This window comes from Sphaerisporangium sp. NBC_01403, from assembly GCF_045040145.1.
In the GTDB taxonomy this organism is placed as follows: Bacteria; Actinomycetota; Actinomycetes; order Streptosporangiales; family Streptosporangiaceae; genus Sphaerisporangium; species Sphaerisporangium viridialbum.
The window spans coordinates 5,474,791-5,500,993 of record NZ_CP109534.1 but is presented as its reverse complement, the minus strand read 5'-3'; the positions used below and the strand labels follow the sequence as shown (position 1 = coordinate 5,500,993).

Sequence of the window (26,203 nt, the reverse complement as noted above, 5' to 3'; positions counted from 1 at the left end):
GCGCCGCCACCGACTGGTGGGTCCGTTAAGTCGCCGCCAAGCCGCTGCGAAGTACCGCCGGGCACTCTTCTGGAGAACCGAGAGAGCAGCGGAAACGCCCGATACCCGGATGGCTCGGGCGGATCCCCGGCTGCTCGGGTCACAGGTCCCGACCATCCCCGGACGACTCGTGTCCGGGAACATTTCGACGGAGGAACATCCCATGAAGCTGTCCAGATCGGCTGCCGCAGGAGCGGCGGCGCTCGCCGTCGCCGGCCTGGTCTGCACCGCGCCGTCCGCATCGGCCGCCGACACGCAGTGGAGGCACGCCTTCCAGGTCTCCCCCGGTGCGACCGTGACGGCCACCCAGACGTGCCCCGCGGGCGCCCCCTATCTCGTGCGGACCGGATTCCGCGCGGAGTACGGCACCGGCGTGGCGGTGACGAAGCAGATCCGGCGGGACGCCACCGGCGACGGCTGGGTGGTGACCGCGACGAACACCGGCACCGAGGAGGCGACGGTGACGGCCGTCTACAGCTGCTCGACGACCGCGACGACGTCCCCGAAGTGGAACAACGCCTGGGTGAGGTCGACCGACACGAAATCGCTCAACACCTCGATCAGCTGCCCGTCGGGCTACCCGTACTTCGACACGGGTACGGCCGTTCAGGGCGACACGCAGGTGTTCTACTACGTGACGCCCGACTTCGAAGCCGTGGCCGGCGTCCCGCACGTGACCCCGATCGGATTCCCGCAGAAGATCGAACTGACGTTCCACAGCAGTTATCCGATCACCACCCACCCGTCTGTGACCGAGTGGATCAGGTTTGACTGGGTGTGCTCGAGGTAGCCGGGCTTGGCCGCCCGCCCGGCCGGGGTTCCACTCTCGTCGGAACTGGAGCCCGCCGGGCGCCGGCCTGGTGGCGTCGCCGCCGGCGGGGCGGGCTCAGCGCGCCTGACCCGAGCGGAGCCGGCTCAAGCGCATGACCCGAGTCGAGCGGCGCCGGTGACCAGCCGGACGAGCAGGACCGATCTCGCTGACGACTCGAGGTCGGACCGGCTCGGTCCGGCTGCTCGGCTGTGACGGCGGAGAAGCGCGACACCCGCGGCGTTGCCGGCTTTCACCCTCCTATATGCCGACGGGAGGAGTGAACCCCATGCTGCTCTGGACATGGTGCGCTTGCGGGTTCTGGGGCAGTTCTCGGCCGAGGTGGCAGGGCGTCCGGTAGATCTGGGCGCCCCGCTCCAGCGGGCGGTGATCGCGAGACTGGTGTGCGCCGGCGGGCACGTGGTCTCGACGGACCGGTTCCTCGACGATCTGTGGCAGGGTCGGCCCCCGCCGAAGGCTCTGGGCGCGTTGCGGGTCTACGTATCCAACCTGCGCCGCGTCCTTGAGCCGGACCGGGCACCGCGGACCCCGGCCACCGTACTGGTGAGCGCCCCGCCCGGATACCTGCTGCAGCTCGACACCGACGCCGTCGACGCGTGGCGGTTCCCCCGGCTCATGAACGCGGCGGTGGCCTTCCTCAACGACGGAGAGCCGGCCAAGGCGCTGCACACGGTCGACACCGCCCTGTCGCTCTGGAGAGGCCCCGCCTTCGCCGAGTTCGCCCACGATGACTGGGCGGCTCCCGAGGCGTCCCGGCTGGCAGAGCTGAGGGCCATGGCGGTCGAGTACCGCGCGGAAGCGGGACTCGCGCTCGGCTGCCATGCGGAGATCGTGCCCGAGCTGGAACGGCATGTCGCGGCCCACCCGCTGCGCGAGAACGCGGTGCGGCTTCTCGCGCTCGCCTACTACCGCTCGGGGCGGCAGGCCGAGGCCCTGGCGGCGCTGCGCACGACCAGGGCCATGCTCGCCGACGAGCTGGGAGTGGACCTCGGGCCCGCCTTGCGGGGTCTCGAAGTCGACATCCTCACGCACAGCGACGCCCTGGGCGTGCCGGAGGCCGGCTCTGCTCCTGCCCGCCTCACCGCGCCACCGGCCGCGCCACCGGCCGCGCCACCGGCCGCGCCACCGGCCGCGCCACCGGCCGGGCCGCCGTCTCAGATGATCGGCCGTACGGTGGAGCTCGGCCGCCTGGCGTCCGCCGCCGGGGAGGCCGAGCGCGGGTTCCGGGTGGCATGGCTCGGCGGAGATCCTGGCGCCGGCAAGAGCACGCTGGCCGACGCGCTGCTGCGGCAGCTCGGCGACGAGGGCTGGCAGGTCGCGGTCGGCCGGTGCCCGGAGACCCTCGGCGGGGTGCCACCCGCGTGGGCGTGGCGCGAGGTCCTCCGCAGCCTGTTCGTCGTACAGCCCCCGTCCCGCGAGCTCGAAGTACGGCTCGGGCCCCTGTTGACGGCGGACTCTCCCCAGGTCGGCCAGTTCTGGCTGGCCCAGGCCGTGGGGGACTACCTGGAGACCGCGCCGGGACCGCTGCTGCTCGTGCTCGAGGATGTGCACCGCGCCGATGACGCGACTCTCCAGCTGCTGCGTCACCTGGCTGCCAGGCTGGCGGACATCCCGGTGCTGGTGCTCCTCACGCATCGGCCCGCCGAAGCGAGCGACGACCTGGTCGCGGCCAGGGCCGCCCTGGCCGTCCAGGCCGCGGAGGACGTGACCCTGCAGGGACTCGGCGAGGACGACGTCCACCGCCTGCTGCTGGAACGGTCCGGCATGGAGGTGGACGCCGACACCACCCGGACGGTCACCGAACGAACCGGCGGCAACCCCCTGTTCGTGGCCGAGACCGCCCGGCTGCTCGCCACCGAGGGAGCGTCGGCGGCTCACTCGCTGCCGCCCGGCGTCCGCGATCTCATCCGCAGGCGGATCGCCCGCCTCCCGGCGACGGCGCAGACCACCCTGCGCAACTCCGCCGTGATGGGCCGGGACGCCGACGTCGACGTGCTGGTGGCCGTCCAGGACGCCGACGAGGAGACCGTGCTGGCGGGCCTGGAGGCAGGCGTGCTCGCCGGGCTGCTCACCGAGCCGAGCCCCGGCCGGGTCCGCTTCACGCACGTCCTGGTCCGCGAGACCCTCTACGAGGACATCTCCCGGCTGCGCCGCACCCGGCTGCACGCGCGCGTCCTCGCCGCGCTGGAGCGGGTGCGGCCGGGCGACGTCGGCGCGCTCGGCTACCACGCGCTGGCCGCCGCCACGACGGCCACGGCAGGTGCGGCCGCCGAGTACGCGGGAAGAGCGGCGGCCCAGGCGTCCGGCGTCTACGCCCACCGGGAGGCGGTGACCCTGCTGGAGGGCGCCCTTGACGCCTCGACCTCGGAACCGAGCCCGTGGACGACATCCGGCTGGATCTGCTGTGCCGTCTGGTCTCCGCGCGGGCGAGCGCGGGCGACCTGATGCGGGCGGCGACCGACCGCCGGCAGGCGCTGGCCGTCGCCCGCAGGCTCGGCGACCCCGCCGCGATCGCCCGCGCCGCGGTGGCCAACGACGCGCCCGCGGTCTGGATCTCGCAGACCGACCTCACCGGGGACGCCGACCTGGTGGACGCGATCCGGAGCTGCCTGCCCGCCGCGACGGGCGAGCTACGGTGCCGGCTGCTGGCCGCCCTGGCCCAGGAGTCGGTTGGCCATGACGACGAGCTCACGGAGAGCGCGAGCGCCGAAGCCGTCGAGATCGCCCGCGCCGCCGGCGACCCCCGGTTGCTGTGCCTGGCGCTCAACGCGCGCTACTGGGTGGCGTTCGTGCCCGGCCACCCAGACGAACTGGAGGCACTCGGGCAGGAGCTGCTGGCGGTCTCCGCCCGCGGCGGCCTGCTCGGCTACCAGACGCTCGGGCACTACGCCCTGTGCAATGTCGCGCTCGGCCGCAATGACTGGGCCTCGGCCCAGCGGCACGCCGGACGGGCGGTGGAATACTCCACGAGCGGCCAGCTCGGCCTCGCCCTGGTGGCCATCGCGCACCTCGACGCCCTCCGCCTCCTGCTGGACGGCGAGTTCGAGCAGGCCGAGGCGGCCTACACGGCGCTTGCCGACCGGATGGGCGAGGCCGGAGGATCGAACGCCGCCATCTACGGCAGCATGAGCAGATTCGCGGCACGCCTCGCGTGCGGCCGGGCCCACGAGTCGGTGGCCGAGTTCGCCGCCACGCACCATCGCGTGCCAGGGGCGATCGACGAGTTCTACGTCAGCGCGCTGGTCGCCGCCGGGCGCCTGGACGACGCCCGGTCCGCCTGGCCGGCGCACCGCGCACCGAGACGGGACATCTTCCTGCGGATCAACCTGGCGCTCCGCGCGGGCAACGCGATGGCCCTGGCGTGCCGCGAGGTGGCCGAGGAGTGCTACCGCCTGCTCCTGCCGGCCGAGGGAGAGATGATCGGCCTGCAGACCGTCTCGATGACGCTCGGCCCGGCCGGCCTCACCCTCGGGCGGCTGGCCGAGTTCCTGGGCGACCCCGCCCGGGCTGCGGACCACTACGCCACGGCCGCCGACGTCGCGAGGCGGCTCGGCTCACCACACTGGCAGGACCAGGCCGGCCAGGCACTCGCCGCGGTCCGGCCCTGACGGCGGGCACAGGCGTACAGGGGGCGGGCCCCCGTCGCGACGCATGCCGGACGGCACCCTGTCCACCTGGCGGCTCACCCCGAATCGGAGCGGGCCGCTGCCGTTCCTCATCGATTGGGGGAGCGCCGCCCATCCGTCCGTCGGGCTGCCGGTCGTGTCGCTGAGGTCGATGGGAATCACTCATCCTGCGCCCGAGACGATCCGGCTGGCGTTGGCCGCACTGGGGGCGTCCGTCACCACCCGGCCCGGCGAGCGCCCGGCGCTGCTGGCGGAAATCGGTGCGGCGGATCGAACCTTCACCCTGACCTGAGCAGGCGGATCGGCGAGCGCCGCCGTACCATCTTGCGAGCTGTCGGGACCCGGTAACGGCGGCGTCCGGACCTGACACCGCCTGGTTCGCGGACCAGGACTGACGTCGAAGCGCTCTCCGTCTCGCCGCAGCCCGTGGCGAGGCTCCTCGGAGTGCAGGGAGTTCCGGGTGTTTCAGGCCGCCATGGAAAGGGCCGGTTCGTCCACGGCGGGGCCGCGGGTTACCCAGCCGGTTCGCCGCGCCGTGACCGCCGCGTGCCACATGCGCCCTTGTCGCCCCGCTGGCCTTCCCGTGCTCGGCCTCGCCTTCCGGAGCGAGTGGCTGCTGTTCGACGACCCGGGCTCGTGGTGAGCGCGCTCGGCGTGTTCACCACGGTGTGGTTGGCGCGCACCGCGCACGAGCTCGCCAGGCCCGCCGACATGCCCGCCGCTGAAACGGCCGCTCGGCCCGCCACCGGCCGCGGGCCGCGGCTGTTCGTCAGAACAGGTCGCCGCGAAGGAGCAGGAGGCACACGTCGCCCACACGCTCGCGCAGTTGCTGCGTGCTGACGCCTTCAAGGGGTGGCTGTGCTTCGAGGCCCCCGCTGGTGGCCAGGCGCTCACTGCCGAGCTCGACCTGGGCGTCGAGGTCGCGGCCGTCGACTGGCGTCCCATCACACCGGGACAGGATGTCACGCTCCCCGGGGTGCTGACGGCGTGCCCGGTGGCGGCGATCGGACGGGATCTCAGCATCCTGGGTATTTGGCGAAGGAGACGTGGTGTCCGATGAACTCGGTCGTGAAGTCGTCGGCGAGTTCGGTGATGGTGTCCCGGCCTTCCAACTGTGACAGCCACCGCTGGGGGAGGGCCGTCTCGCCGTGCAGGGCTCCCAGGAGGTTGCCGCAGATGGCGCCGGTTGAGTCGCTGTCGCCGGAGTGGTTCACCGCCAGGAGCAGGGCCTGCTCGACGTCGTGCTCGTGTACCAGGGCACTGTAGGCGGCGATCGCGAGTGCTTCCTCGGCCACCCAGGCGCCTCCGAGGGTCTCCACGGCCTCTGGGGACGGGTTTCCCTTGGTGGCCAGCGCTATCGCGGTTTCAAGCGCTGAGGTGGTCTCGTCGTGTGCCGGGTGTTCGGCGAGCAGGTCAAGGGTCTGTCGTACCGCCTGAGCCGTGGTGTGGCCTCGCATGAGGAAGAAGACGATGGCGGCGAAGGCTCCGGCGGCGAGATAGCCGGTGGGGTGGCCGTGAGTGATCTGGGCGCACTGAGCGGCGAGTTGGAAAGCCGTCCGCGCTTCCTGAACCGCCAGACCGAACGGGGCCGAGCGCATGACGGTGCCGCACCCCTTGGAGCCGGGATTGATCGCACCGGGTTCGCCGGGGGCGGCCATCGGGCCGAGCGCGTGGCGCAGGCCGGACAGGCAGGCGTTGCCCGGTGCGCGGCGCGAGTACAGCCAGGCCTCGCTCCGCAACCAGCCGGTGCGCACCAGTTCGTCCGCGGGTGGTGGTGCGGAGTGCTGCTGGGTGTCCAGCCAGCGCAGGTACGCGTGCCGCACGACGTCGACCTCGGAACCGAAGCCCCGCTGCCGTACCCGCACGTTGGCGCGGATCAGTCCCTCGACGGTGAACAGGGACATCTGGGTGTCGTCGGTGATCAGCCCGATCTTGCCGCGCCAGTCGGGGGTGAGGTCGGTCAGCCCGGCACGACCATGGCGGCGGCGGATGTCGGCGATGGAGTCGAACTCGATGGGCGCGCCGAGCGCGTCACCGATCGCCCCACCGAGCAGGCAGCCGCGTACCCTGCTCCCGAACGTCACATCGCTGTGCTCGGCCTCGTGCATGATGGTGATCTCCTTCCGCACGGCTGACTCTGACCGTACCGGCAGCGGCCGCCATGTACGTAGCGGTTGATCTCTGCTGATTCACGGGCTTCTACGGAACACGGGTTCTGTCGTTCAGAGGGGCGCGTCGAAGCCGAAATCTCTGGCCAGATCGTCCCAAGGGATACGGCGTAGTTCGGCGGCGGCTTCGGGGTGGATGAGCGTGTCGCTGTGGTCCTGGAACCAGATCACGACCAGGCACGAGGACTCGGCGTTGGGAATCCCGGCCTCGAAAAGCCCGATGCACTGCACGGGTGGCAAGTACTCCACAAGGCCATATGGGTGGGGGCCGTGCCGGTCGAAGCGTTGGTGATCGTCGGGAATGGTTCTGGCCGGTGGGATGAGATGGACGGGGTATTGCGTCCACTTATCTTGCGTCTGTTCCATCGTGCGGCCGATGAACAGCTCGTCGTTCATCCGCTGCCTGGGTACGCCTTCGATGAGGCCGCCGTAGGTGAGAGTCATCTCCACCCAGCGCAGATGCACATCGAATCCGGCGTCCAGCCGGAGCGGCGTAACGGTGAGACCGACCATGATTTCCTCCACTGAGCTGAGCGAGATCGACGGCGACATCGCCGGTGAACGGGGGCGCCCGATCCAAGGGGCCCGACCTTCGGGTCCACCCTGACCTTCGAAGCGAAGAACCGCTTCCCCCCGACATCGGGCTGTCTCTGGAAACCTGTCCCCGCGCCCGAAGGGGTGCGTCTTGTGGGCCGCGCACAGTAGATCACATGTGAACTCAATGCACAATACCTATGCTGATGAGTGCGTCTGGAGGAGCTGTTGTCCCTTGCTGCTGCGGCGATGGCGGCGCTGGGTTAGCAATGGACCGATCGACGAGTTCAGCCGGATTGAGGCGATCAAGGGGCAGCGTGCGGCCAACGTGCTGACCGCGTTCAAGCCCCGGCGGCGAAAGGTCGCCCAGGCGCTGGCCGGCTGCGAGACAGTCGGGGAGGGAATTTGGGGGCCTGCGCCCGGCACCGGTCCACGCAGCTGATGAGGACGATTTCGACGTCCACCCCTACTCGCCACGGCATGGCGCCCTTTGGAACGCCTGGTGATGTCAGCCGCCGTGCGAGGGTTCGTGAGGCGGTACTTGCCGGGCGCTCCGATCCATTGGGCGGCGGGAGGTATGTGGGAGGCTTTGATGACATGTGCTCCCGGAGCAAGAGTGGCGATCCGTTCGGCCATCGAATTTCCACCAGTGCGGCCGCCGCTACGCCGCCGTCACGAAACAGCTACCCGGAACCCGTCGTGCTCAAGACCACCCAGGAGACCGCGATCTGGGGTTACTTCCCCACTGACCGGGCGCCGGTGCTGATCGTGGACTCCGGTACGGTCGTCAGGATCGATGCCGTCAACCAGTCCGGAGTGTCGGCCGCCCAGGGGCCGGTAGCGTACTTCGAGGCGTTGGGCGTGCCCGCCGACCAGGTGCTGCCCGAGCTGGCGGAGGTGGCGAAGAACCCCCGCCCGGCGGGCTCCAGCGGCCATATCCTCACCGGCCCGATTCATGTGAGGGGCGCCGAACCTGGAGACGTACTGGAGATCCGTATCCTGGATGTGTCTCCGCGCGTCCCGTACGGCGTGAACAGCACCGGCCCGGGCCGAGGGGTCTGCGGCGATCTGCTGGACACGGCGTCGGACCGCCTGCTTCGGCTGGACCCCTCCAACCGCTACTACTCGTTCGGGCACGGCATCAAGGTCCCGTTCAAGCCGTTCGCCGGAATCACCGGAGTCGCGCCGCCCACGTCGGCCGGCTTCGTCTCCGCCAACCCGCCGAACCGGTGGGGCGGCAACCTGGATTTCCGCGACCTCGTCGCCGGTACGACGCTGTACCTGCCGGTCTTCCAGCCGGGCGCGATGTTCTACACGGGCGACACGCACGGCGCGCAGGGCCACGGTGAAGTGGACCAGACCGCCGTCGAGCACTCGATGGCGTTCACCGCGCAGTTCATCGTGCGCAAGGGCGCGAGCATCGAGTGGCCGCGCGCGGAGAGCGACGACTACTTCTGGTGCATGGGCATCGACGCCGATCTCGACGTCGCGCTGCAGATCGCCGTCAAGGAGGCGGTCGGCTATCTCGTCGAGGTCACGGGCGGTGCGCTGACGACCGCCGACGCCTACGCGCTGTGCAGCATCGCGGTCGACTTCGTCGTCGCCGAGGCGGTCGACGGCAACAAGACCATCGTCGCCTACATCGCCAAGTCGCTGTTGCCCGGACGCTGACCGTCCCACCGGTCAAGGACCGCGCGGCCGAACTCCCGCACAGCCGCGCCGGCACCCCGGTGACCCAGCCGGATGCAGGCCGCTCAGCTCCGGCGCAGTGCCCACTCGACGCCTGGGCAGCGGTCCATGACGACGTCGAGTCCGGCGTCGAGGGCGCGCTGAGCGGCGGCCTCGTCGATCACGCCGAGCGGCAGCCAGACCCCGCCGGCGCCCGCCGTGATGGCCTCGTCCACCGCCTGCCCGGCGTACTCGGATCGCCGGTACACGCCGACGACGTCCACCTTGGCCGGCACCTCGGCCAGAGACGCGTATCCCGGCTCGTTCAGGACGGTCTTGGCGGCGGGGTGGACCGGGATGATCCGCTTGCCTCTCGCCTGGAGCAGGCGTGCCTGGTCGTAGACCGTACGGTGCGGGTCGTCGCCGAGCCCGACAAACGCCCATGTCCCCGACTTCTCGAGCAGTCGCTTGATGACACCCTCGTCCGCGAAACGATCGTCCATGTGTTCCATCAACACGATCGGTACCCCGGGGCTTCCCGCGGAGCGAACACGAAGAGGAATTCCGGCCGGCCGCGGGGTTCGCCGGTCGCCGTGCCGGAAGGTCCGCCTTACGGCTGTGCCGGGCCGGTCGGTTGCCCGCCGGGGGAGGGTCGCGGGATCACCCGGGTTCCGCTGAGGAGGTCGTACGGCGTCCGGGCGGAGGGCAGGAACAGGGTGCCGAGCCAGCCGAACATGATCACGTAGACCAGGATGGTCAGCACCATCACGTACCCGGGAATCCGTTCGGCGGACGCGGTGGCGAACGCGAAGGCGACGGTGTGCCCGAGCTCCCAGGGCAGAGCGATCTTGAGGGAGTTGCGCAGCAGCGCGCGGCCGAAACCGGCCGGTCGCATGGAGCGCGCGCCGACCACGACCAACCCGCGCACCCGCTTCCCGGGGGTGGCCTGAAAGCGGCCGGACTCGCGCCAGGCGGCCCAGAAGGTCACCGGTGCGACCAGGATGACGAAGGAGAGGACGTTCCACGCCGCGGTGGGCAGACGGACCCCTGTCCGATAGAGGATCACGCCGATGGGGAGCAGGAGCACCGGAAGGACGAGGATCCACAGCCAGTCGATCGACCACGCGGTGATGCGACGCCATGCGAGCGCCAACGACTCTCGCCTGGTCTGTGTGATGGGTGACATGGAGGCCCTTACATCGATATGAGGCCGCGGTACGAGTGCGGCGTCGCCTGCTTCTTCGTCGGCCCGTCGACCGTATTGCACCAGCTTGGCAACCTGACCATCCCGCACGGATGCGCCGTCGCGCTCGTCGGGCTGAACGGCGTGGGAAACCTCCGAAACCGGCACCGTGCACGGGGAGCCCGCGCCCGCTTCGATCGATGGAGCGGTCCGGGCAAGTCCCGTTACCTCGGAGGTAATCGACGGGCCGCGACCGGACCCAAGATGCTTGCGACATGAGCAGCGACACGCGTGACATCGTGGAAGAACTGTTGCGCCGGATGGCCGAGGGCGATCACGGCCGTACGGCGGAGTTGTTCGCCGAGCCGATCGACTGGCGGCTCGACTGGCCGGCCGAGGGGCATCCAGTGGTGCCGTGGATTCGGCCCCGGTCCAGCCGGGCCGATGTGGCAGACCATTTCCGGTCGCTGGAGGCCCATCACGTGCCCGAACTGAACGGCACGTCGGTGACGCGGATCCTGGTCGACGGGACGCACGCCGTCGTGCTCGGGGAGATCGCGCAGACGGTGCGGAACGGCGCCGCGTACACCTCGCCGTTCGCGCTGCACCTCACCGTCGAAGACGGGTTCGTCACCCGCTATCACATCTACGAGGACAGCCTCACGGTCGCGCGGGCCCTCAGCGCCAAAGCGTGATCGCAGGGGCAGGTCGAGCGGTCGCCCCGTGAGGGAACCCACTGGCCGGGTCGATCCGTGCCGGACCTCGCTGAGCAGTCCGCGAGGAACTTTCAGGTGTCGTACAGAGTGAGTACGCCGGTGCCGCCGGGTAGCAAGACGGCATGGGTTCGTCGGAAAAGGCAGTGGTGGGGGCGTTGCTCGAGGAGCACGGCCGCACTTACGCGACCGAAGCGGGGATCCGCCTCTCCGACAAGCCCGGACCGCTGTACCAGGTTCTGGTCCTGGCCACCCTGCTGAGCGCCCGCATCTCGGCGGAGATCGCGATAGCAGCCGCGCGGGAGTTGTTCGCAGCGGGCTTGCGTACGCCGGAGGCCATGGAGCAGGCCGATTGGCAGGCTCGGGTGGACGCCCTGGGGCGTGGTCATTACCGCAGGTACGACGAGCGTACCGCCACCCAGCTCGGTGAGGGGGCCTGCCTGCTGCGAGAGAGGTGGGCGGGCGACCTCCGCCGGCTGCGCGACGAGGCGAAGGGAGACGCCAAGCGCGTCCACGACCTGCTGACCGAGTTCCCCGGCATCGGCCCGCTGGGCGCCGACATCTACCTGCGCGAGGTCCAGGCGGTGTGGCCGCAGGTCGCCCCGTACTTCGACAAGCGTGTTCTGGAAGGCGCCCGAAGGCTCGGCCTGCCGCACAGCGTGGACGCGCTGGCGGGTCTGGCCGGTTCGGGTGAGGATCTGGCCCGGCTCGCCGCCGCGCTGGTCCGGGTCTCGCTCAGCAAGCAGGCGGCCGAGACGGTGAAGTCCGCCGCCGAGTCGCAAAACGAGTCGCAGAAGGAGTCGCAGAAGGAGTCGTAGAACCGAGTCGATGTCCCAGGCGATGGGAGCTCGGTAGCGGCTTCGTCGGGGACCTACCTATGGGGCCGCCACCCCGGCGGGTTCGATGCTACGACTTGCCGAAGTTGATCGAGCCGTGGACGTCGCCGGCTTGGACCACCGGCCCGGAGATCCGGGCTTCACCGCTTATCGTGTTGGACACGTCACGCTTCTGCTGGATGACGCGCGTGGCTTCGGTCGTCCATCGGTGGAGCTCTTTCCCGAAGTCGGGATCTGCGGCCGCCAGGGCGACGAGGATTCCGGCGACCTGGTCGGGCTTGCCGGAATCAGGTCGTTCCAGCGCCGCGACCGCTGTCGAGTCACTTCCGAACCGCTGCCGTACGAGCGTGGTCAGCGAAGCCCAGGCGCTCTTGCCGGCTTCGCCCGCCGCGCCACCGATCAGCGCGGACATGATCGCGGTGAGCGTGGTGGGGTCCATCGAGTCTCCCTGCGACGATGTCGGTCAAGCCTTGACTGTGAAGGGCGGGGACCGCAGGAGGGCCTGCGGCGAGAGGTGAGCCGGTCTCGTTGTGGAGCCCTCTGGTAAAGGTAAGCGAGACAGGGATGAAGCGCGATGGCGCCCTGCCGAATGCAGCGGTGCAGCGGGCGTGGCGGGTGCTGGGTATTCCTCCGGGTCGGCGCAGGTAATTGAATCGGTGCTAACATGATTGGAGGAGGGCCGGTCGGCCCTCCTCATTTTTTATGTCTCATGTCGTGTCGTCTAGGCGACGCCACCCGATGACGTACTTGGCAGCATCGGTGCCACGTACGTCATCCATATGTAGGCCCCCGACAGCAGCGCTGCTGCCAGTGTTGCGTAGGTCGCTTTTACTTTCACGTGATTCCTTATCGATCATGCGTATTACGGCCGACCTCATTGTCGGATCGACGCAGACCGATTTTAGGGGGTCCGATGCGCGGAGCGCTACCATTCCAGGCCTTATGCACATATGCCAGAGGATGGGAGATAAAGCGTGAAGTGTACGATTTTGTCCCGTGCGGTGACTGCTGCGAGAGCGATGCGAGCTTTCAGCGCTGAGTCACCGTTCTTACGAATCCACCACCTTCGGCAGCCCGCGCAAGCGAGTCCGGAGGCTCTGCGCCTCGGGGACCACCCCGAGACGCTCATACAGTTCCAGCGCCTGGTCCCAGTTCCGTCGGGCGTGGGCAAGGTGGCCGGTCTGGTGGAGCGCAGTGCCCATCCGGTCCAAGGTCTGGGCTTCCTGGTGGACATCGCCGATCCCGCGCGCGACCCCCACCGCTCTGTCGTAAAACTCCAGGGAGGTCTCGTGGCGACGCGCACGCTGATGGGCGTCGCCGATGCCCAGGAGGGCACGCGCTTGTTGCTGACGCTCCAGAAGCTCTGTTGAGATGTGCAGGGCCTTCTGGTGATGAATGAGTGCCTGCACATCGTGACCCACGCTCGCATAACAGGAGCCGATGCTGTTGAGCGTGTGCGCTTCAGATCGGCGGTCGCCTATGTCGCGGTAGAGGTGCAAGGCGTTCTGGTAGCGTTCCAGCGCTTCTCCGTGACGGCCGAGATGCTGTAGTGCGCTGGCCGTGTTGTGCAGCAGGGTTGCCCTGTCCTTGGGCCCCGTCTCGGGCGCGAGAGCGGCCGCCCGCTCGTAGTGTCCCAGTGCCGTGGCGTGATTCCCGAGGTGTGCTTCGAGTTCGCCGATATTGTTCAACGCCACCTGACAGCCCCGGAGGTCGCCGCCCTCCTCATAAAGTGCGAGAACCTGCCGCAAGCGGTCGAACGCTCCTCGGTAGTCTCCTTTGTCGCAGGCGATGCCGGCGATGTGGTTCAGGCTGGCAGCCTGGCCGTGGCGGTCGTCGATCGCTCTTCGGATGTCGAGTGCCTGCTCGAAATATCCCAGCGCCACGTCGAATTCCGAGCGGTGCCAATGTGCTCGGCCGCTCTGGTCGAGGAGTTCTGCGACACCGTGATGGTCGTCCAGCGCGCGCTGGATGCGCAGAGCCTGAGCCGCCATCTCTAGACATTCGTTGAGCCGGCCTTCACGCCATAGTGCCTCGCTGAGATCGCTCATGGCGCGTGCGGCGCCCGGCCGGTCGCCCGATCGGCGCCATGCCTCGATCGCGCTCGCGTGAACGCGAACGGCGTCCGCCCAGTGTCCCCAGAAGCTGAGGTGGCGGCTCAGCACGTGCGGGAACATCGCGGCGTGCCGCGTCCAGCCGTGGTCCGCGGCATGGCGGGTCAGCCGCAGGAGCTCGTCCAGTTCGGTGCTCAGCCACTTCATGGCCTGGCCGGCGGTCGCGATATCGGGTGATGTCCGCGGTGGGACGTCCACCTCGACGGGGATGCGCACGCGGTGCGGGTACAGGAGCCGGTCCGCCCGGTCCGCCAGGACGAGGTGATAGTCGAGGACGCGTCGCAGGGGGGCCGTACGCTCGCTTTCCGGCTCATGATGGGAGAGCGAGACGGCGTAGTCGCGGATGAGGTCGTGGAAGCGATAGCGGCCGCGTCGCGGTTCGGCGATCAGATGATTGTCCAGGAGATCGTCGAGGAGACTCTCCGCGTCGGCGAGCGGCGATTCCAGCAGCGCCGCCGCGCAGTAGGCGGTCAGTTCCGCCCCCGGATAGAGCCCGAACCGGACGAACGCCCGCTGCTGAGCTTCGGTGAGGTCTTGGTAGGAAAGCTGGAACGCGGCGGTGATCTCGCGGTTCTCGGCTCTGATCTCGGCCAGGCGCCGGTTGTCGCGTCCCAGCCGTTCCGCCAGATCCGCGACGCTCCACGCGGGGCGATGCCGGAGCCTGCCGCCGACCAGCTGGATCGCGAGCGGGAGGTGGCCGCAGAGCCGCGTCACCGTGGCGACGTGCTCGGCTTCGAGCGCGCGACGTGCGCCGGCGGCACGATGGAGCAGCGTGGCGGCGTCTTCCGGCGGAAGAACGTCCAGGGAGAGCGACTCGACGCCCTCCAGGCCGGCCAGCCTCCGCCTGCTGGTGACGATGACCAGGCAGCCGGGCACGCCGGGCAGAAGGTGGCGGATCTGCTGGTGACCTGTCGCGTCGTCCAGGACGATGAGGACTCTGCGTCCGGCCAGTTCCTCGCGCCACAGCCCGGCGCGCGCGTCCAGTTCCTCGGGGATCTCGCGTCCGGACACGCCGAGGCGGTGGAGCAGCCGGTCAAGGGCGGCGGCCGGCTCGACCGCCTCCTGGTGGGCGTGGTGACCGTGCAGGTCGAGATAGAGCCGGCCGTCGGGGTACCGGGCGGCGAGACGGTGCGCCAGGTGCACGGCGAAGGCGGTCTTGCCGACCCCCGCCATGCCATCGATGGCCAGCACGGGCACCGCCGCGTCTCCGAGCACCCTGTCGGAGGTCAGGAAGGCGAGTTCGGCCGTCCTGCCGGTGAAGGTGGGGACATCGCGCGGCAGGTCGTTGGGAGGGGGATTCTCGGTGGTCGTTCGCGCCCGGGCTTCGGGCAGGAGCCCGGGGTCGCGACGGAGGATGCGCTGATGCAGTTCCTGCAGGGCGGGGCTCGCCCCGGTGCCGAGCTCGTCGACGAGTCGTTTCCGTGCTTGCCGGTAGGCCGCCAGCGCGTCCGCCTGGCGCCCGCTGACGTACAGCGCCCGCATGAGAAGCTCGACGAGCTTCTCGTCGAAGGGGAAACGGGTGACCAGTTCGGACAGTTCCGCGATCAGCCGGGTGTGGTCTCCGCAGCCGAGTTCGAGGGTGATGCGCTCGATGGTGCCGCCGAGCATCTCGTCTTCGAGGTTCTTGCGCGTGATGCCGGCCCAGGAACCCTGCAGACCTGCCAGTGGTTCGCCGCGCCACAGGTTCGCCGCTTCCTGGTAGAGCGAAAGGGCGTGATCGGTCTCGCCGCTCGCCGCCGATGCCCGGGCTTCTGCGCGCAGTCTGCGGAACCGGTGATAATCGATTTTTTCGACGTCCGTTTCCAATATGTACGTCCCGGAAAGGCGGCGCAGGTAGGCGCCTTTTCCTTCGCCGATATCCTGAAGGCGGCTTCGCAGGCGGGCGATGTGAGTCTGTAAATGAGCTCGCGCTTTCTCCGGCGGGTTGCCGTCCCACATCCTGTCGATGAGCGATTGCGCCGAGACCGGCCGCCCCGGCGTCATGAGCAGGACCGCCATGACGAGCCGTTCTCTGGCCCAGCCCAGGTCATGGCGTCGCTCGCGGGACCAGAGCTCCACCGGACCCAGAATGCGAAATTCCATTCGAGCCCCTTCTCGGGACGGCCGCCATTTCCTTGCCTGGTACTTTTTCACGGGCCGGGCGATGGATCCAGTGCCTGACGTGGCCGGGAGTAAAGGCGTCCCTTGCTCGATGTGGCTCCGCCGGTAAAACGCAAGCCCGCCGCAAGGATTTCCGCAAGGCCGGTGGCCGACGCTGCCGAGGAGGGCGAGGGGGCCTCGCCTGAACGGCCGGCGGCCGACGAGGGGGATGCGTAACCAATGTCTGGTCAGGAGTGGTGTCGGGTTCCGATCGGGCTCGACGCGCGTAGGTGGGTGACCCGCCCGAACTGTAAAGCGGTACTCGTGGCGGTCCACACGGTCACCTCGGGACAGCGGCTGCTCGACACGGTGAGACTCGTCGAGTCCGACCCGCGGATCCAGGTCGTCTTCACGATGGCTCCCGACGTCTTCAGCAACGGGGTGACCGAGTTCCTCGATGGCCTGCGCGCGGTATGCCTTCCCTGGCACCAGGCGACGCGGCAGCGGTTCGATCTCGCTCTGGCGGCGAGCCTGGGCGCGGTGCACGAGATCCACGCGCCGCTGATCGTCATGCCGCATGGCGCCGGCTTCAACAAGCTGGTGAGGGGGCGCGAAGGGCTTCGCGCCGCCGGCGGTTCCGTCGCGTACGGGCTCGACGCGCAACGGCTGGTCCACGACGGCGAGGTCGTCCCGGCCGCGATCGTGCTCTCCCACCGGTCCGACCTCGGCCGGCTCGGCCGGGCATGCCCGGAGGCGGTGCCCGCGGCGACCGTGGTCGGCGACCCGTCGTACGATCCTCTGACGGCGAGCATGGCGCATCGCGCCGCCTACCGCAGAGCGCTGGCGGTCAGGCCGGACCAGACCCTCGTCGTGGTCAGCTCGACGTGGGGTCCGAAGTCGCTGTTCGGGCGGCGTACTGACCTGCTGCCTCGATTGCTCTCGGAGCTGCCCTCTCGCCGGTTCCGGATCGTGGTGCTTTTGCACCCAAATGTCTGGTTTGGGCACGGCGTTCGGCAGGTGGAAACCTGGCTCGCCGACTGCCTCCGGCAAGGCCTCGGCCTGGTGCCGCCCGAAGCGGACTGGCGATCGGTGCTCGCCGCGGCAGACCTGATCATCGGCGATCACGGTTCGGCGACCCTTTACGGGACCGTCACGGGGGCTCCGGTGGTGCTCGCCGGCTTCGCCGAATCAGAGATCGATCCGGCCTCCGCGTTCGGCGAACTCGCCGCCGTCGCGCCGCGGCTGTCCCCGCGCAGGTCACTGTACGAGCAGCTGACCATGGTGCGGTCCGAGGCCCAGGGCGACCGGTACAAGAGCGCGGTCGAGCGCATCACCTCGGCGCCAGGTCGCTTCGACCACAACATGCGCCACCTGATCTACCGCCTGCTGCGCCTGAAACAGCCCGCGACCATCACCGCGGCCGTGCCGGCGGCGGTGCCGTTCCTCCTTGACCGGAGGGCTGCGCATGAGGGCTCGCCCGCCAGCCCGCCCTTCGCGGCGAGTGTCCCCACCCGCTGTACGGGCTGCCGCGCCGGCGTCCGGGCGAGGCGGCCGGAAGGGCGGCCAAGGTGACCGGCGGGGCCGGCTCACGACACTGTGCGGTTGACCGCAGACGGAGGCGGATGTGTTCGAGAAGGTCGTCGGCGTTCATTTGTTCCGGCTCCAGGACGTGTTCCACCTGAGCCGCACCAGGTCCGTCTCGCAAGCGGCGGCGGTCGATCCCGGCGCGCCGGCGATCCTGGTGATTCCCCGTGAGGGACCGCTCCGCGAACCTCACCTGATGCTCTTCACCGGCGCGCGGAACTTCTGCGCGATGCCGTCGGGCACGCTCGTCTCGGAGGGCGTCCACGTCGTCGTCCGCCTCGGCGACGGTCTGGAAGAGAGGTGGTGCGAGGTCGCGGACGTGGTGGTGGGGGTGGCGAGGTGTCCGTACGCCTTCGCGGCCCAGCGGGTGACGCGCATTCTCGACCGGCATCCGGGCTGCGAGGTCGCGACCGGCAGGCGAAGGCGTGGCTGCCTGGCCGGACTGCGGGACGGGCGGCTCGCGAAGATCGCCGAGGTGGCCGGCGCGGGTCATCCGGGGGCCGCGATGTACGGGTCGTTCCTGTACGGGTGGCTGGTCGCGGGCATACCTCTGGGATGCCTGGCCACGGCGTCGGTGGTCCACGGTCGTTACATCGGCTCGGCCGCGGGCGGGCCGGGGTCACTGGAGGTCGCGGGCCGGGCGCAGATCAGGATGATCGATCCCGGGCGGGGGAGGGCCTTGTGACACGCAAGGTCGTGGTCGCCGGTGCCGTCAGCTTCTACCTGTCGGTGGGCGTGCCGGAGTTCCCGCTGCGCTACACAGCCAAATGCACGCCACGCTGGATGGCCGCCGGCGTGTCCGGGGCGGCGGGTCACATCGCGCGCGTCCTCCGCGCGCTCGGGGAGGACGTGCACCTGTGCACGGTGGTCGGACACGATGCCGCCGGAGTGGAGATACGCGCGGAGCTGGAGCGGGGCGGGCTGCTCGGCCCGGGCGTGATCGAGGGCAGGGAGTCGTCCATGGGAGTGGCCCTGGTCGCGCCCGACGGAAGCCGGTTGGGGCTTCCGTACCTCGAGCCGGTGAACGGGGTCGCCTACCCGTTCGAGGTGATGAGCGCGGCGGCGCGCGATGCGGGCCTGCTCGTCCTGACGAACGCGAAGTTCGTCCGGCCACTGGTCGGACCGGCGGCCCGGCTCGGCGTGCCCATCGCGGTGGACGTCCACCTCATCGCGGATCTCACCGACGAGTACAACCGGCCGTGGCTCCAGGCGGCGGAGATCATCTTCTGCAGCCACGAGGCCCTTCCCTGCCCGCCGGAGCTGTGGGTGCGGCGACTGTTCGAGCGCTATCCGAGATGCCGGCTGGTGTGCGTTGGGCTGGGATCCCAGGGGGCGTTACTGGGCACCAGGGACGGGCGGCTGCTCCGCGCGCAGGCGGTGGCGCCACGGGCCGTCGTCAACACCTCGGGGGCGGGCGACGCGCTGTTCGCCGCCTTCCTGCACGTATGGCGGCGTACGCACGACGAGGCACGCGCACTGCGGATCGCCGTGCTGTACGCGGGCTGGAAGATCGGACACCGCCTTCCGGTGACGGCGTCGCTGACCGGCATGGAACTCGCGGACCTGGAGAAGTCGTATCCGCCCCGGATCACCCTCCGGCGCTGGGACGACGGCGGCTAGGCGCCGGCCTTTGCCCTGGCTTCCTACCGGCGGCGTACTCGGCGTCCTGGGCGGAGATCTCGACGACATGAGCCACAGGGAGGCGGCGATGAGGTGGAGACTCGCGGTCAGCACGCTCGGCCTGCCGGGCGCGGGCCTCGCGGAGGCGTGCCGGACCGCTCATCGAAGATCACGGCACGCTCGGGTCCGGCGCTCCCTGTGGAACTCGCCTACTCGGTCGTCCGTTTCGCGATACGCGTCCGTGCGACGGCCTGCCGCTCCTCCTCCTGGTACCGGAGTGCGTCTTCGCTCCTGCCGTCCGACCGGGCCAGGTCCGCCAGCGCCCGGAGCGCCAGCGCCTCACCGGCGGCGGAACCGATGTCCCTCATGAGGTGCAGGCCCTGCGCCAGCAGATCGGACGCGACCACGCTGTGCCCGGTATGCGCACGGCCGAGCAGGATGAGGACCCGTGCCTGGTTGTGCGGATCCGCCTCCGCCGCCAGGAGGCTCCGCGCGTCCGCCAAAGGTGCGACAGCCTCCCCTGCACGCCCGTTCTCGATCATGGCCTCGCCGATATCGCACAATGTGAGAGCGACCCTGCGGGACTCCCCTTCCGCGCGATAGCCGTCCAGCGCCGCACCGAACAGCGCGATCGCGGTGTCCAGATGGCCGAGGTCCCGCTCCAACAGCCCCAGCCGCCGCGACGAGCCCGCGACACGCTGCCGGTCGCCGAGGCGACGCCAGATGCGCAGCGCCCGGCGGAACTCATCGGCGGCCTCCTCCAGCCGGCCCAGAGAGCGCAACGCCAGTCCTGTACGGTTCAGCATCTTGGCCTCGGCAGCAGCGTCGGAGCACGCTCGCGCCGCCTCCAGCCCCAGCCGGTCCACCGCCAACCGTTCGGCGTGGTGACCTCGGTACAGGAAGAGCGGCCACAGCAGGTCGACGAGCTGCCACGCCGTGCGGTACGAACTCCGCTCGAAGGCGGTTCGCGCGGCCGCTCGCACGTTGCCGAACTCGTTCTCCAGCCAGTCCAGGGCCTGGTCCGGGTGGGTGAAGACGAGAGGTTCGGCAGGCGGGTACTCCAGTTCCGGCGCGGGCAGGCGCCGATACGGCAGTATGAGCCCGCTCGCGGTGAACGCGGTGTCCAGGAACCAGTCCAGGGCCCGTCGCACGGTCTCGTCGCGAACTGCCTGAACCTCGTCCTGCTCGGCCATCTCACGCGCGTGGAGCAGGGTCAGGTCGTGGAAACGGTAATTTCCGCCGGGGACGTCGTCCAGCAGATTGGCGTCCACCAACACCCCGAGCAGGTGCCGGATGCGCGTACGGGAAAGTCCGACCGTGGCGGCGGCCGCCCGGCTGTCGAACGTTGCGCCCGGGAAGAGTCCGAGCAACCGGTAGACACGCGCCGCCTCGGGTGGTGACAGCCCGAGGTAGGAGAGCATCAGGGCGGCCCGAATCGTGATGTCCTGATCCACGGAAAGGGCATTGAGGCGGTGCCTCTCATGACTCAGAGCGTCGACCATCTCGTTCAGGTCCCAGCTCGGCCTGGTCGCGAGCCGCGCGGCGGCCACGCACAGCGCCAGCGGGACACGTGAGCAGAGCTCGACGAGTTCCAGGGCGGCGCCCGGCTCCCGCTCGATCCGGTCGTCACCGAGGTTCCGTCTCAGCAACTCCAACGCTCCCTCGCCGGTGAGCCGCTCGAGCTGTACGCCGCGGGCGCCGCGCATGACCAGCCCCGCCAGCCGCCAGCGGCTGGTGACGACGGCCATGCTGTTCGCCGAGGCGGGAAGCAGCGGGCCGACCTGGGCGGCCGAGAGGGCGTCGTCCAGGACGACGACCAGGCGACGTTCGCCGACGACGGATTGGTAGAGCGCCGCACGCTCCGCCAGCCCCGCGGGGATGCGCTCGGGTTCGATGCCGAACGCCCTGATGAACCGCCCCAAGACCTCCGCCGGCTCGATGGGCTCATCCGCCGCGTGTCCACGCAGGTCGGCGTAGAGCTGGCCGTCGGGAAAGGTGGAACGCTCCCTGTGCGCCCAGTGCAGCGCCACCGCCGTCTTGCCGATGCCGGCCGGGCCGCTGACCACGGCGACCTTGGGCACACCCGCTCCGCGGTCCTCGGAGCGTACGGAGTCCAGGACGGCCAGCGCCTCGGCCCGGTCCACCAGGACGTTGCCCGGGGGCAGTTGGGATGGTCGAGGGAGGGGGGTGGATCCCCGATGCACGTGGATCCCACCCTGGATGTCGCGGGCTTGGACGACAGGTCCCAGAACCGACCCGCTCAAGTCGTTGAGATGACCGTCAAGAGCGTCGTCGTCACCGGGACCGCTGTTCAACACCCTGCCCGTATCGTGGAGGGGAAGCCTGGTGAAATGGCCTGAGCCAGTGGAAGACCGTCCACCTGTCGGCACTGAAACGGACTTCTATGCTTGCTCTGCCCTAACGCCCCGTCAAGGTCGATCGCGCGATTGGGCAACAGCGAAGCGTCCAGAACCCGCAGGACGGTGGTGTAGCCGCCTTTTCGAGGGCACCGATGCGGACCCGACCGGCGGTCACATCTCTGAGACGTGTGACGGGGATGGAGCCCATCCGCATCACGATGGTCGTCCCGCCCATCGGCGGTAACGATCTCGGCTTCGGCTCCGTGCTTCGCCAGTGCGTCTTCTGTACATGGGGAGGCCGAATGCGAGCGAGCACTGCAACCAATCGCAGGGCGACGTCATCCGCAGCGGCCTGATGGCGACCGCGTCCAGCAGTCCACCAACGCCAACTCCCTGCGCAACCCCCTCCCTGCCGCCCGTTGACCGTGCCGGGGCCGCCCAGATACACGCTCGGCGCGTTGCCGCCCTGCATGTGACCGTGCACGTCGCCGCGACCGCACCAGGCAGGTCTACCCGTTGTACGGGTTACGTTCGACGCCGTTCAGGACGGGCCCGAGGGTTCGTCGGGGCGGGTGAGGGCGGTGATGGCGGGGCGGAGGGCGGCGGCGATTCGGGTGGGGGAGACGTCGCGGAGGGCTGTGAGGTCGAGTAGTTGGTGGGCGATCGTCACGCCCAGCATCGTGCTGATCATCAGGGCCGCCCGCAGGTCGGCGTCCTCGGCGGGGATGGCGGAGCTGAGCTGCTCCACCTGCTCGTCGAGCCGGGCGCGCACCCCCTCGGCGGCCTCAGGGTGGGTGAGCATGGAGCGCATCATCGCCAGCGACGCCTGCGGGATCGGCCCGATCTTCATGCCGATCCTGGCCAGGAGTTCCTCGACCAGCTCATCCGGGCCGCCGTTCAGGGGCGGGATCGCGGGGATGCGCACCGCCAGGTCGAACAGCTCCTGCTTCGAGCCGAAGTACTGCATCACGAGGGCCGGGTCGACCTCGGCCATGGAGGCGATGGCCCGGATCGTGGCGCGCTCGAAGCCGCGCTCGGCGAAGACGGTGCGCGCGGCGGCCAGAATCCGCTCCTCGGATCGGCGCCGGCGCTCCACGCGGCTGTTCGGCATCTCGTTCACGGCATGACTCTACCGACGGTGACCGACGACACCGCTCCGCTCTACAGTCGTTGAATCAACATCCGTTGAGTGAAGGAAGTGTTCGACGATGGCCAAGTCCCACCGCACCCCCCGAGACGTGCTCGCCCTCTTCCACCGCGCCATGGTCGACAAGTCGGCCGACGACCTCGCCGATCTGTACGCCGTCGACGGGGTCCACGAGTTCCCGTTCCGGGCCCCGGGGTTCCCTACTCGTTTTAGCGGACGGGATGAGGTGCGCGCCGGTTACCACAAGGCCTGGGACGCCAGCCCGGTGCGGCTCGCGGAGATCCATGACGTGGTCGTGCATGAGGCCGCCGATCCGGAGGTGATCGTGGGGGAGTGGCGCGGCACGGGGACGGCCGGGCCCGACGGGCGGCCCTTCGAGGCGTCCGGCCTGCTCATGTTCCGTGTGCGCGACGGCGAGATCATCGAGATGCGCGACTACATGGACGTCTTCGGCACCTTCCACGCCACCGGACGCCTGAAGGACGTGGTGGCCGCCCTGGGCGCCCAGGCCGCGGCGACTACCTGACCAGCTCGACGGAGTCGCACGGCGCCCTGCTCGACGCCGCCGGCCGCACCCCGTCCCTGACCAAGGCGGCCTCCCTCTACCGCCGCGCGGAGGAGGTGCTGGTCCAGGAAATGCCTCTTCTACCGGAGTGTCTCGGGATATTCGGAGAACGTCTCGAACGTCATCCTGACCCCGTCCGGGACGCTCGATGTCTTCTCCGGGAAAGCGTGAGCTTTGCCGGCAGGGAGTGAGCACGCGCCAGGCTGACCGGGCCTTCGCGGAATCGCCGTTGGGGCGGTGGGTGTTCACCGCCCCAACGGCGCGTCGGGTTTTCCGGCTCTCGCGGAGCAGCAGAGGGTGCCGGCAGGTTCAACCGGACCGCCCATTTGTGGAGTGGCCCGCGGTGAGCCCGCTTCTTCTTGTGTGGCTATCGGATTATCTGTGGCCGTACGAGTGGTGACCGTGATGCCAATGGTGGTGGCCGTAGGGATGGCCGTGGTGCCGGTGATCGCCACCGTAGGGCTGACGCTCGTCGCAGCGGCCGTTGTATCGGCCGTAGGGATCCAGGTCGCAGTGGTGGCCTTGGGATATGGAATGGGTTTCCGGGTTCATGGCGCTTGCGCCGGCAGGCTGCGCCGACATTGTCACGGGAACGATAAGGCTGAACGCTGCCAGCGAGGTGGCCGCGAGAGCATTTTTGAGCATGGGACATCTCCGAATCTGATGATGGAAGCCCGGCGTGGTGCCTGGACTTACGGAGTGTCGAATCGGCTACCGGGAAGATGTCGAATCGACGTCTATGTCCTAAGACGCTAGTCGAGCGCATCCGGAATGGTCATCCCATGGAGGCAAAAGCCGGGAACCGGATGCTTAAGTAATTCGACAGGTCGATAATTCCGACTTTTGCGTGATATGCGGCACCAGTGACGGCGAGCGGATCGCCAAGGCTCACGATGAGCGTCAGGTCCGTCGTGGCGGTCGCCTCCAGGTGAGTGCGAGGCCGGCGCCGGGTCAGCCGGGTGTCTGGGCGGTTTCCAGTTTCTGGATGATCGGGGTGAGGAGGGCGTTGAGCTCCCGGGCCAGGGCGGCGACTGCCAGGCGTGCGGTGTCGGGGAGGGACTCGGAAGGGCCGTCGGGGGCGGGTGGCAGGGCGTCGAGGGGGATGGGCGCGTCGATGAGCAGGGTGGTCCGTAGGAAGGGCGCGCGGGTGAGGTCCTGGTCGGTGGGCTCGAGGTACTGGCCGAAGGTCTGCGGCCACTCGCGCCAGCCGCGGTCGCGCCACCATTCGCGGGAGGCGGTGAGCTGGGCGGGCAGTGGTGACACGAGCAGGATGTGGGCGGTGAGCGTGCCGTCCCAGGGGTTGCGGTCGCAGGCGGCGGACAGGATGCGGCGGTGCCGGCGCACGTACGGCGGCGAGGGTGTGATGGCGAGCCGCCAGGCGGCGCAGGCGAAGGTGACGGGCGCGATGTCGCCCCATGAGCCGTCGAACGCCGCGACGTTGGCCCGTACGAGCTCGGCGTAGTGGCTCGGCCCGTCGGCGGCGAGCTCCCGGTCGTGGCCGTGGTCGACCCAGAAGGCATCGTGCTCGCCCATGCGTTCCTCTCCGTGACGTGGTCCCGCCGCCAGTTAACGCCACACCGGCGCTCGGCGCGCCGGATTTCTCCCAGAGCCGACATGAGCTGCCCGCCGCCTTCGGCCGCCATGTCGCCAAATTGTCGTAGCCGCGCGGCACACTGTTCCAGGCGTGGGAGGTGGGGTGTTGGCGAAGGGGTTCGGCCGGGAGAAGGTCAGGAAGCTGCTCGGGCTCGCCGTCTGGGAGGTCGAGCTCGCGGTCGAGACCGGTCTGCTCAGACGTCTCCCTGATCGCAGCTTCGACGCCGTCTCCGTCAGCACGGCACAAGCCGACCTGGAGCTCTTCCGGAGACTGCTCGCCGCCGAGCGTCGCTGTAACACCAGCGAGGCGGCGGCCAGGCTGGGAGTGTCGGCGGAGGCCTTCAAACGGATCTCCGCCGTCGCCGGCTTGATTCCCCTGCTGACTGAGGAGATCAGGAAGTACGGCCGGACTCTCACCGTCGGCTACTACCGCGCCGCGGATGTCGATGCCTTGGCCGACCATGCCCGCGCCGACACCGAGCTGCGCGCCGTCGCCCGGGCGGTCTCCCGCTCGGAGGCCGCCAAGAAGGCCGCGCGCACCCGCAAGGCGAACCTCGCCCGGGCCGCGGCGGCCCGCATGGAAATCGGGGCGACGAGGCCGATCCCCGATGCGGATCCGGACCAGGTCCTCCTCTGGACCGCAGCGCTGATGGTGGCCTCCGGCGTCTGTCCTGGACCGCTCCGACCTCTCCGCCGCATGCCGGACGGCCGTGTCGATCCTCTGGTCTCGACTTTGCGTGAAGCCCGCCTTCCTCGTGCGGAGTTGGAGGAGATGCTCGCCGAGCTGGCCGAAAGGTCGATCGAGCTGGTCGCTCTCCTGGTCCCGCCCGAGGCCGTGGAGCGCGAGTTGGGCGTCCCGGTCGCCATGCTGCCGGCAGATCTGCCGAGATTCGGCGACCACCTGCTGGCACCCTTCCTCCATGAGCTGGTTTCCGCACCACCGTCGTGGCTGCTGTGGGCGCGAGCCGATCGGGAGCTGGAAGAGGCCGTTGACACGGAGGCCCGTCGCGCCGCCGAGGAGGTTTCCCGGCGGTGGCGGGCCGAGCAGGCGGCCGTTCAGGAGGCCGTCCGAGCGGCCTCCAGGCTGTCCGACGAGTCCGTGGCGGAGATCTTCGGCCTGTCCGTCGAAGTGATCCGGCTGCTCCGCCCGAACAGTGGCCGCTGGCCGTCCGAGCTTGTCGCGCGGTTGTCCCGGCGTACTCCGCCATGGCTGCGGGATGAGACCGCGGCCCGCACGGAGGCCGACCGCCGCCGTCGCGCCACCGCCGCCCGTGCCCAGCGGGTCGCAGCCCGTCGGCTGTCCTGGCGCCGGCGCTGGGCCGAGGCGTTGGGCGTTCCGATCGAGTACGTCCCCGAAGCGATCGGACGGCCCACCCCTAAAGCGATCGAGGCGGCCAAGCGAGACCCACCCCATTGGGCGCGCGGCGCGGCGTCCGGTTGAAGCCCATGCGGACCGGTGGATTCCGCCAGAACCAAGGTCGGATCGCTGAAAGCATAGGCAGGCGCATGATGCCGCCCAGCGTTTAACCGACCCTGATATGAGGTGAG

General features: G+C 69.6%; 22 protein-coding genes. 13 read left to right on the top strand and 9 right to left on the bottom strand.

Annotated features, from left to right (window positions below; all coding sequences use genetic code 11):
- The first annotated feature begins 202 nt into the window (after positions 1-202).
- The 4 genes from OG589_RS24570 to OG589_RS24555 all read left to right on the top strand — a co-directional run bounded on the left by OG589_RS24570 (position 203) and on the right by OG589_RS24555 (position 4,786).
- Positions 203-829: a hypothetical protein gene (locus OG589_RS24570; RefSeq protein ID WP_405139909.1), complete on the top strand. Its 627-nt coding sequence runs from the start codon at positions 203-205 to the stop codon at positions 827-829.
- Positions 830-1,159: 330 nt separating this feature from the next.
- On the top strand, positions 1,160-3,313 hold the full coding sequence (locus tag OG589_RS24565; protein WP_405139907.1) for a BTAD domain-containing putative transcriptional regulator: 2,154 nt from the start codon (positions 1,160-1,162) through the stop codon (positions 3,311-3,313).
- Complete coding sequence (locus tag OG589_RS24560) at positions 3,247-4,476, top strand: hypothetical protein (RefSeq protein WP_405139905.1); 1,230 nt, start codon at positions 3,247-3,249, stop codon at positions 4,474-4,476. Before OG589_RS24565 ends, OG589_RS24560 begins: the two co-directional genes overlap by 67 nt.
- 43 nt (positions 4,477-4,519) lie before the next feature.
- Entirely contained in the window at positions 4,520-4,786 is a 267-nt protein-coding gene (locus tag OG589_RS24555) for a hypothetical protein (RefSeq protein WP_405139903.1), read from the top strand.
- A gap of 724 nt (positions 4,787-5,510) precedes the next feature.
- Here the strand turns inward: OG589_RS24555 and OG589_RS24550 are convergent.
- Both OG589_RS24550 and OG589_RS24545 read right to left on the bottom strand, forming a co-directional pair.
- The gene (locus OG589_RS24550) at positions 5,511-6,602 is read right to left on the bottom strand and encodes an ADP-ribosylglycohydrolase family protein (protein ID WP_405139901.1); all 1,092 of its coding nucleotides are present in this window, start codon (positions 6,600-6,602) and stop codon (positions 5,511-5,513) included.
- A gap of 114 nt (positions 6,603-6,716) precedes the next feature.
- Positions 6,717-7,175: a hypothetical protein gene (locus OG589_RS24545; RefSeq protein ID WP_405139899.1), complete on the bottom strand. Its 459-nt coding sequence runs from the start codon at positions 7,173-7,175 to the stop codon at positions 6,717-6,719.
- A gap of 256 nt (positions 7,176-7,431) precedes the next feature.
- Here OG589_RS24545 and OG589_RS24540 point away from each other — a divergent pair, with 256 nt between their 5' ends.
- Together OG589_RS24540 and OG589_RS24535 are read left to right on the top strand one after the other, a co-directional pair.
- Positions 7,432-7,638 (top strand): hypothetical protein, encoded by a 207-nt coding sequence (locus OG589_RS24540; protein WP_405139898.1) that lies wholly within the window; start codon positions 7,432-7,434, stop codon positions 7,636-7,638.
- Positions 7,639-7,895: 257 nt separating this feature from the next.
- Entirely contained in the window at positions 7,896-8,867 is a 972-nt protein-coding gene (locus tag OG589_RS24535; protein WP_405139896.1) for an acetamidase/formamidase family protein, read from the top strand.
- Between the two features lie 83 nt (positions 8,868-8,950).
- Here OG589_RS24535 and OG589_RS24530 read toward each other — a convergent pair whose 3' ends face one another.
- Both OG589_RS24530 and OG589_RS24525 read right to left on the bottom strand, forming a co-directional pair.
- Positions 8,951-9,367, bottom strand: a complete 417-nt coding sequence (locus tag OG589_RS24530; protein ID WP_405139894.1) for a CoA-binding protein — start codon at positions 9,365-9,367, stop codon at positions 8,951-8,953.
- Positions 9,368-9,474: 107 nt separating this feature from the next.
- Positions 9,475-10,017: an RDD family protein gene (locus tag OG589_RS24525; RefSeq protein WP_405139892.1), complete on the bottom strand. Its 543-nt coding sequence runs from the start codon at positions 10,015-10,017 to the stop codon at positions 9,475-9,477.
- Positions 10,018-10,322: 305 nt separating this feature from the next.
- Here OG589_RS24525 and OG589_RS24520 point away from each other — a divergent pair, with 305 nt between their 5' ends.
- Positions 10,323-10,742, top strand: a complete 420-nt coding sequence (locus tag OG589_RS24520; protein ID WP_405139890.1) for a nuclear transport factor 2 family protein — start codon at positions 10,323-10,325, stop codon at positions 10,740-10,742.
- A 143-nt stretch (positions 10,743-10,885) separates the two neighbouring features.
- Positions 10,886-11,578: an endonuclease gene (locus tag OG589_RS24515; RefSeq protein WP_405139888.1), complete on the top strand. Its 693-nt coding sequence runs from the start codon at positions 10,886-10,888 to the stop codon at positions 11,576-11,578.
- Positions 11,579-11,666: 88 nt separating this feature from the next.
- Here the strand turns inward: OG589_RS24515 and OG589_RS24510 are convergent, their stop codons facing one another.
- Positions 11,667-12,035: a hypothetical protein gene (locus OG589_RS24510; protein ID WP_405139886.1), complete on the bottom strand. Its 369-nt coding sequence runs from the start codon at positions 12,033-12,035 to the stop codon at positions 11,667-11,669.
- Between the two features lie 610 nt (positions 12,036-12,645).
- Entirely contained in the window at positions 12,646-15,789 is a 3,144-nt protein-coding gene (locus tag OG589_RS24505; protein WP_405139884.1) for a tetratricopeptide repeat protein, read from the bottom strand.
- A 321-nt stretch (positions 15,790-16,110) separates the two neighbouring features.
- On the opposite strand from OG589_RS24505, the gene OG589_RS24500 reads away from it, so the two are divergent.
- From OG589_RS24500 to OG589_RS24490, 3 genes are read left to right on the top strand one after another with little or no spacing between them, the layout of a single operon-like run.
- Entirely contained in the window at positions 16,111-17,358 is a 1,248-nt protein-coding gene (locus OG589_RS24500; RefSeq protein ID WP_405139882.1) for a hypothetical protein, read from the top strand.
- 52 nt (positions 17,359-17,410) lie between these two features.
- Positions 17,411-18,055 (top strand): hypothetical protein, encoded by a 645-nt coding sequence (locus OG589_RS24495; RefSeq protein WP_405139880.1) that lies wholly within the window; start codon positions 17,411-17,413, stop codon positions 18,053-18,055.
- Positions 18,052-18,990 (top strand): carbohydrate kinase family protein, encoded by a 939-nt coding sequence (locus tag OG589_RS24490; protein ID WP_405139878.1) that lies wholly within the window; start codon positions 18,052-18,054, stop codon positions 18,988-18,990. Before OG589_RS24495 ends, OG589_RS24490 begins: the two co-directional genes overlap by 4 nt.
- Before the next feature lie 209 nt (positions 18,991-19,199).
- Here the strand turns inward: OG589_RS24490 and OG589_RS24485 are convergent, their stop codons facing one another.
- Both OG589_RS24485 and OG589_RS24480 read right to left on the bottom strand, forming a co-directional pair.
- Positions 19,200-21,194, bottom strand: a complete 1,995-nt coding sequence (locus OG589_RS24485) for a tetratricopeptide repeat protein (RefSeq protein WP_405139876.1) — start codon at positions 21,192-21,194, stop codon at positions 19,200-19,202.
- A 697-nt stretch (positions 21,195-21,891) separates the two neighbouring features.
- Positions 21,892-22,461 (bottom strand): TetR/AcrR family transcriptional regulator, encoded by a 570-nt coding sequence (locus OG589_RS24480; RefSeq protein ID WP_405152114.1) that lies wholly within the window; start codon positions 22,459-22,461, stop codon positions 21,892-21,894.
- A gap of 97 nt (positions 22,462-22,558) precedes the next feature.
- Between OG589_RS24480 and OG589_RS24475 the strand changes: the two genes are divergently transcribed.
- Positions 22,559-23,023 (top strand): nuclear transport factor 2 family protein, encoded by a 465-nt coding sequence (locus tag OG589_RS24475; RefSeq protein WP_405139874.1) that lies wholly within the window; start codon positions 22,559-22,561, stop codon positions 23,021-23,023.
- Between the two features lie 990 nt (positions 23,024-24,013).
- On the opposite strand, the gene OG589_RS24470 is transcribed toward OG589_RS24475, so the two are convergent.
- The gene (locus tag OG589_RS24470; protein ID WP_405139872.1) at positions 24,014-24,595 is read right to left on the bottom strand and encodes a hypothetical protein; all 582 of its coding nucleotides are present in this window, start codon (positions 24,593-24,595) and stop codon (positions 24,014-24,016) included.
- 166 nt (positions 24,596-24,761) lie between these two features.
- On the opposite strand from OG589_RS24470, the gene OG589_RS24465 reads away from it, so the two are divergent.
- Positions 24,762-26,096 carry a hypothetical protein gene (locus OG589_RS24465; RefSeq protein ID WP_405139870.1) on the top strand — a complete coding sequence of 445 codons (1,335 nt, stop codon included), beginning with the start codon at positions 24,762-24,764 and terminating at the stop codon, positions 26,094-26,096.
- Positions 26,097-26,203 lie beyond the last annotated feature (107 nt).